Origin of the sequence: Stenotrophomonas sp. NPDC077659 (assembly GCF_050268705.1) — a bacterium.
In the GTDB taxonomy this organism is placed as follows: Bacteria; Pseudomonadota; Gammaproteobacteria; order Xanthomonadales; family Xanthomonadaceae; genus Stenotrophomonas.
This window is the reverse complement of record NZ_JBNNHG010000153.1, coordinates 2,041-8,540: the sequence shown is the minus strand read 5'-3', so window position 1 is coordinate 8,540 and position 6,500 is coordinate 2,041. Positions and strand designations below refer to the sequence as shown.

The window sequence follows — 6,500 nt, the reverse complement described above, 5'->3', positions numbered from 1 at the left end:
GGCGCTGTGGCTCCAACCGCTGCGACTGCGGCCACAGCCGCCACGCCACGCCCTCCTGTCGTAACCGATGTCCGTGATGACCTTGCGGGTCAGGGCTTCCAGGTCGATCCAGGCGCTGGTGGTGATTTCACCGGCGACGATGGCAACACCGGTCTTGACCATGGTTTCGCAGGCCACGCGGGCGCGCTGGTCCTGGGTCAGGATCGCGTCCAGCACCGCATCGGAGATCTGGTCGGCAACCTTGTCCGGGTGGCCTTCGGAGACCGACTCGGAGGTGAAGAGATAGCTGGACATCAGGCGGTATATCCCTTGATTCGGATGGAAAGATGGGCGCGCATCATACACGGGGTGCGCCGCCTGTGCATTGTGAACCTGTATGGGTTGCCGGTGGTTAAGGTGTTGTGGCAGCCGGGACAAGGCCTGGCGAGGCCTTCGGCCCCATGGTGCGCAGGCAGTGTTCCACCCGCGTGACCATTGCCGGGGTGGGCTGCGCGCGCCAGCGGGCTCACCCGGGCACAGGACCGGTCCGTCATCGTTCTGCCGCCAAACCGCCATCTGCCTGCCCCACGGCGGGCGCAGGCTCTCGGCCAATCCGGCCGCCGGGCAGCAGTGACCACGCCATGCAGGAACTTGAGCAGCGCTTGCAGCAACGTTTCCCCGCGTGGTTCCACGGCCCGCGCGGGCGCCTGGCCCGGCCCCTGCTGCGCAGTGTCGGCCGCTGGTCGCGGCTGGACCGGGTGGAGGCCTTCCTGCAGCGCAGCGCACACCTGCGCGGCTTCGATTTCGTTGCTGCGGGCCTGGCGTTCCTCGAAAGCGGCTACCAGGTGGATCCGCTGGACCTGGCGCGGATTCCGCCCAGCGGCCGTCTGCTGATCGTGGCCAACCATCCCTCCGGTGCGCTGGACGCGCTGGCCCTGCTGGACGCGGTCGGGCGGGTACGTCGCGACGTCCGCATCATCGCCAACGATCTGCTGGCTGCCATCGGTCCGCTGCAGGAACTGCTGCTGCCGGTGCGCATCCTGGGCGGCAAAGCCCAGCGCCGCAGCCTGCACGCGGTGGAACAGGCGCTGGACGCCGGGCAGTGCGTGATCGTGTTCCCCGCCGGCGAGGTGTCGCGGCTGTCGCTGCAGGGCATCCGCGATGGCCGCTGGCAACGCGGCTTCGTCCGTTTCGCCCGTGCCGCCGGAGCGCCGGTGCTGCCGGTGCGGGTTGAAGCGCGCAATTCGGCGCTGTTCTACGGGGCTTCGACCCTGTTCAAGCCGGCCGGCACCGCCCTGCTGGCCCGCGAGATGTTTGCCCGCCGCGGCCGCCCGCTGCGCCTGCGCATCGGCCAGCCGATGCAGCTGGGCCAGGGCGACCCCAGTGCCCAGCTGCTGGCCGTGCGCCGCGCGCTGTACGCGCTGGGGGCGGCTGGCAGCGCGCCTGCGGGAGCGGCACCACTGGCTGCACCAGAGCCTCCGGCGCAGGTGGCCGCCGACCTCGCCCGGGCCACCGTGCTGGGCCAGACCAGCGACGGCAAGCAGATCCTGCTGGCCGCCTGCACGGCCGATTCGGCCCTGCTGCGCGAGCTGGGCCGGCTGCGCGAACTGACCTTCCGTCAGGTGGGCGAGGGCACCGGCCGCAGCCGCGATCTGGACGACTTCGACCTGCAGTACCAGCACATCGTGATCTGGGACGGCAGTGCCCAGCGCATCGCCGGTGCCTATCGCATCATGCGCGGCGCACAGGCACTGGCCCGCCGTGGACTGGCCGGCCTCTACAGTGCCTCGCTGTTCCGCTATTCCGACGATGCGATTCCACGCATTGCCGAAGGCCTGGAACTGGGCCGCAGCTTCGTGGTGCCCGATTACTGGGGCAGCCGCAGCCTGGATTACCTGTGGCAGGGCATCGGTGCCTATCTGCAGTGCCAGCCGGGCATCCGCTACCTGTTCGGTGCGGTGTCGATCAGCGCCGCGCTGCCGCGCGAAGCGCGTGAACAGCTGGTGGCCTACTACCAGCGTTACTACAGTGGCCGCAGCGGTCTGGTCGAATCCAACCAGCCGTTCCAGTACTTCGCCGCACCGCCCAGCTTTGGTGACCTCGATGCCGGTGCGGCCTTCGATGTGCTCAAGGCCAACCTGGCCACGCTGGGCACCGGCGTGCCGACGCTGTACCGCCAGTACATCGATCTGTGCGAACCCGGTGGTGCGCGCTTCCTCGCCTTCGGCGTCGATCCGGATTTCAGCGACTCCATCGACGGCCTGATCGAGGTGGACCTGCAGGCGATCCGGCCGAACAAGCGCAAACGCTACCTGCGCGACGCGGGGATACCGGCATGAGCGCGCTGGCGACCCTGTCGCCGCACCGGCGTGCCGTGTTCGTTTCTGATGTGCATCTCGGCTCGCGCCACTGCCACGCCGCCGAACTGGCCACGTTCCTGGGCCAGCTGCGCTGCGAGCGGCTGTACCTGGTCGGCGACATCATCGACCTGTGGTGGATGGCGCACCGCCGTGCCAACTGGCGCGCTTCGCACAGCGATGTCATCCAGGCGCTGCATGCGCTGCGCCGGGCAGGCACCGAGATCATCTACATTCCCGGCAACCACGATGCCTCGCTGCGCCACGTGTGCGGGCTGATGCTGCCGGCCATGCAGGTGCGCCGCCGCGCAATCCACGTGACCGCCGACGGGCGTCGCCTGCTGGTGGCGCACGGCGATGACTACGACGGCGTGACCCACTTCGGCGGCCTGCAGGAGCGCTTCGGTGACTGGCTGTACTACCGCATCCTCACCGGCAACCAGGCACTGAACGCGGTGCGGCGCCGGCTGCGCATGCGTTACTGGTCGTTGTCCGAATTCCTGAAGAAGCGCAGCGGCGCCGCCGAGCGCTACATCGAGCGCTTCGTCCAGGCCGGGCTGGACGATGTGCGCCGGCGTGGCCTGGACGGCATCATCTGCGGCCATATCCACCGCGCTGCGCTGGTCGAACGCGATGGCCTGGTCTACGCCAATGATGGTGATTGGGTGGAAAGCCTGACCGCGCTGGCCGAGGGCCACGATGGCACCTTGCGCCTGCTGGACCACCACGGGCAGACCCTGGTGGCGCTGCCCGGCGCGCGCATCCGACAGGCCGCGTGATGCAGCGCGAGGGGTAGAGTCGACTGTCAGTCGACTATCGCGCGCAGCGCGGGATTTTCGCGCTGTGACCGAAGAGCGGTCGACTGACAGTCGACTCTACCCCGCCACATCCCATCATTCCGCCGCACGTCGACGTTGCGCGAGCCGTCGCGCTAGCATCGGCGCATGGACTCGTTGACCCAGATCGTTCTCGGTGGCGCCGTCGCTGCCGCCATCGCTCCGCCCGGCCACCGCCGCGCGGCCCTACTGGCCGGCGCCGCGCTTGGCACGCTGCCCGACCTCGACGCGCTGTGGTTGGGCTTGGCTGCAGCCGATCCGGTCGCCAACATGGTCGACCACCGCAGCTTCAGCCATTCGCTGCTGGTACTGCCATGGGTGGCGGCGCTGATCTGGTGGCTGTTCAAGCGCTTCGGCAATGGCCGGGTGGCGCAGTCACCGCTGCGCTGGTTCTGGGCCATCCAGTTGGCGCTGATCACCCATCCGTTGCTGGATGCGTTCACCGTCTACGGCACCCAGCTGTGGTGGCCGCTGCGGCCGCACCCTGCGATGGGCTCCAGCGTCTTCATCATCGACCCGGCCTACACCGTGTGGCTGTTGCTGGGGTGCATCCTGGCCTGGTTCGGTCGTGCGCGCCCCTGGGCGGGCAAGGTGCTGGGCGCGTCGTTGCTGCTCAGCAGCGCGTACCTGGGCTGGGGCCTGGTGGCCAAGGCGCAGGTCGACCGCGCCGCGCAGCAGAGCCTGGCCGCGATGGGCCTGGGCGATGCGCCGCGGTTCTCGGTGCCGATGCCGTTCAACACCCTGCTGTGGCGGGTGGTGGCGATGACCCCGAGTGGTTACGTGGTGGGTGACCGTTCGCTGGTGGCCGACCGGGGGCCGATGCGGTTTGAGGGCTACCCGTCCAACGTGCAGGCGCTGCGTGAGGCCTCCGCCATTCCGGCGGTGCGGCGGCTGCAGTGGTTCAACCGCGGTTTCATGCGTGCGCAGGTGGTGGATGGCCAGCTGGTGCTGAGCGATCTGCGCATGGGCCTGGAACCGGACTACACCTTCAACTTTGCCGTGGCCCGGGAAGTTGATGGGCAGTGGCAGGCCATCGTGCCGCAACAGCAGCGCGCGGATTACAGCAGCCCGGCCGCGCGCGCTGATGTCGGCCGCCGCCTCGGCGCGATGTGGCAGCGGATCTGGCACGAACCGTAGATCCACGCCATCCGTGGAGGGTCTCCAGTGTCAGCATCTGTGCCGACCAACAGCGAGCGGTAGATCCACGCCATGCGTGGATGGCTTCCTCAATACACCGTCGCGCGGCCCTGCACGAAGGAGAAGAAGAACACCGCGTTCGGGTCGTTCTGCACCAGGCGGAACTCGCGGCGCATGCCGTCCACGGTCTCCTCGTCCACCGAACCGGCCTGCAGCAGCTGGTCGGCGGCCGACAGCAGCAGCTGTTCCCAGAATGCGATCATCGTCTTGCGGCGTGCCGGTTCGCGGTTGTCCAGGTGAATGGTCTTGATCTCGGTGTGCACGTCGCGGAAGCCACCGGCCAGCAGCAGGTTGCCCAGCTTGGCGCCGACGAACGGGTCGCCGCCGTGGTCGTGCTGGAAATCGTTGAAGGCCATCCAGTAGCGCCAGATGTGCGGTGAATACGGGTCGAGCAGGAACGAGGCGTTCATCACCTCGGTGATGTAGACCGGGGAGCCCGGGGCCAGCACGCGCCGCACTTCGCTGAGCACGCGGGCAGGGGAGGGCACGTGTTCCAGCACCCAGCACAGGAAAGCCGAATCGAAGCTGCGGGCCTCAAACGGCAGTTCGCCGGCATCGGCCTGTTGCAGGGTATAGCGGTCACTGCACCAGGGCGTGCGTGCCAGATTCTCCCGCGCGGTGGCCAGCTGGGCGTCGCTCAGGTCGACCCCGGTGACGTGCAGTTCGGGGAACCGGCGCAGCAGGATTTCCGTCTGCGCACCCACGCCGCTGCCCACTTCCAGCAGCCGGCGCGCACCGGTGTAATCGATCTGGCCGAAGATGCTCGATTCCAGCAGGCGCGCCTGGATCATCAGGCGCTGCTGTTCGGTACCGGAAAAGCCGTGCAGGTAGGTCGGGGATGAGATCGGCGGGGTCATGGTCGTGGCATCAGGCAGCGGAGGGCATCGCCGGTTCCCCGGCAATCAGACGGTCGAAATACTCGGTGGTCAGTGCGATCTGGCTGGCCGGGTCTTCGGCACGGTTCACCACCGCGCGGAAGGCTGCGTTTTCAGGACGGTCCTTGGCGTACCAGCCCAGGTGCTTGCGGGCGATGCGCACGCCCTGTGGTTCACCGTAGAACGCGTGCAGCGCATGCAGATGGCCCAGCAGGATGTCGCGCACTTCCAGCAGCGACGGCGGCGGCAGTTCCTGCCCAGTGGCCAGATAGTGCGCCACCTCGCGGAAGATCCACGGCCGGCCCTGTGCGGAACGGCCGATCATCACCGCGTCCACGCCGGTCTGCTGCAGCACGTGCGCGGCTTTCTGCGGCGAATCGATATCGCCGTTGGCGATGACCGGAATGCGCAGCGCGGCCTTGATCTCGGCGATGGTGCCGTACTCGGCCTGGCCGGTGTAATGCTGGTCGCGGGTGCGGCCGTGCACGGCCAGCGCGGCGATGCCGCTGTCCTCGGCGATGCGCGCAATCACCGGCCCGTTGCGGTGGTCACAGTCCCAGCCGGTGCGGATCTTCAGGGTGACCGGCACATCCACCGCGTTGACCACCGCTTCGAGGATGCGCGCCACCAGCAGTTCGTCGCGCATCAGTGCCGAGCCGGCCCAGGCGTTGCACACCTTCTTGGCCGGGCAGCCCATGTTGATGTCGATGATCTGTGCGCCATGGTCGACGTTGTAGCGCGCGGCGTCGGCCAGTTGCTGCGGCTCGGTGCCGGCAATCTGCACGCTGATCGGCGCCGGCTCACCCTCGTGGTCCATCCGGTGGATGGACTTGCGCGTGCTCCAGAAGCGCGGGTCGCTGATGGTCATTTCCGAGGCAGCCAGGCCCGCGCCCAGCCGTTTGCACAGCAGGCGGAAAGGCTTGTCGGTGACGCCGGCCATGGGTGCCAGCACGACGTTGGGGGCAATGGTGTACGGGCCGATCTGCATGCGCTCATTGTAGGGGGCCGGGGGCGGTATCGCGGCGTCAACGCAGGCCCTGTTCAGGCCAATCCGGACCGACCTCATGCCACACCGGCATCAGCAGATGCTTGATCGTCGCTTCCGCCGTCCCCACGGCCCGGTCATGGTGGGCGGCTGGGTCGGTCGGTAACGCCCATCCACGCATGGCGTGGATCTACTGCACCCAGCCCCGGTAGATCCACGCCATGCGTGGATGAGGCCGCACGCGCACCCGGTAGATCCACGCCATGCGTGG

The 6,500-nt window shown here is 68.3% G+C and carries 6 protein-coding genes; 3 read left to right on the top strand and 3 right to left on the bottom strand.

The features are described 5' to 3' along the window. A partial coding sequence (locus ACQKDV_RS16555) for an S-adenosylmethionine synthetase N-terminal domain-containing protein (RefSeq protein WP_427785176.1) occupies positions 1 to 294 on the bottom strand: 294 nt, incomplete at its 3' end. Between the two features lie 326 nt (positions 295 to 620). On the opposite strand from ACQKDV_RS16555, the gene ACQKDV_RS16550 reads away from it, so the two are divergent. The 3 genes from ACQKDV_RS16550 (at position 621) to ACQKDV_RS16540 (ending at position 4,309) form a co-directional block, all read left to right on the top strand. Then, a complete protein-coding gene (locus ACQKDV_RS16550) occupies positions 621 to 2,318 on the top strand; it encodes a lysophospholipid acyltransferase family protein (protein WP_427785174.1) in 1,698 nt (565 codons plus the stop codon). Then, entirely contained in the window at positions 2,315 to 3,115 is an 801-nt protein-coding gene (locus ACQKDV_RS16545) for a UDP-2,3-diacylglucosamine diphosphatase (RefSeq protein ID WP_427785173.1), read from the top strand. The genes ACQKDV_RS16550 and ACQKDV_RS16545 overlap by 4 nt, the downstream gene beginning before the upstream one ends. 165 nt (positions 3,116 to 3,280) lie before the next feature. Next, positions 3,281 to 4,309 carry a metal-dependent hydrolase gene (locus ACQKDV_RS16540; RefSeq protein ID WP_427785171.1) on the top strand — a complete coding sequence of 343 codons (1,029 nt, stop codon included), beginning with the start codon at positions 3,281 to 3,283 and terminating at the stop codon, positions 4,307 to 4,309. Between the two features lie 89 nt (positions 4,310 to 4,398). Here ACQKDV_RS16540 and ACQKDV_RS16535 read toward each other — a convergent pair whose 3' ends face one another. Together ACQKDV_RS16535 and dusB are read right to left on the bottom strand one after the other, a co-directional pair. Beyond that, positions 4,399 to 5,226, bottom strand: a complete 828-nt coding sequence (locus ACQKDV_RS16535) for a methyltransferase domain-containing protein (protein WP_427785169.1) — start codon at positions 5,224 to 5,226, stop codon at positions 4,399 to 4,401. Between the two features lie 10 nt (positions 5,227 to 5,236). After that, positions 5,237 to 6,232, bottom strand: a complete 996-nt coding sequence (dusB, locus tag ACQKDV_RS16530; protein WP_427785167.1) for a tRNA dihydrouridine synthase DusB — start codon at positions 6,230 to 6,232, stop codon at positions 5,237 to 5,239. Positions 6,233 to 6,500 lie beyond the last annotated feature (268 nt).

Bases quoted from the DNA above. Each gene is read 5' to 3' on its own strand.
- ACQKDV_RS16540 (WP_427785171.1), top strand. From the start codon at position 3,281: ATGGACTCGTTGACCCAGATCGTTCTCGGTGGCGCCGTCGCTGCCGCC.
- dusB (WP_427785167.1), bottom strand. From the start codon at position 6,232: ATGCAGATCGGCCCGTACACCATTGCCCCCAACGTCGTGCTGGCACCC.
- ACQKDV_RS16535 (WP_427785169.1), bottom strand. From the start codon at position 5,226: ATGACCCCGCCGATCTCATCCCCGACCTACCTGCACGGCTTTTCCGGT.
- ACQKDV_RS16550 (WP_427785174.1), top strand. From the start codon at position 621: ATGCAGGAACTTGAGCAGCGCTTGCAGCAACGTTTCCCCGCGTGGTTC.
- ACQKDV_RS16545 (WP_427785173.1), top strand. From the start codon at position 2,315: ATGAGCGCGCTGGCGACCCTGTCGCCGCACCGGCGTGCCGTGTTCGTT.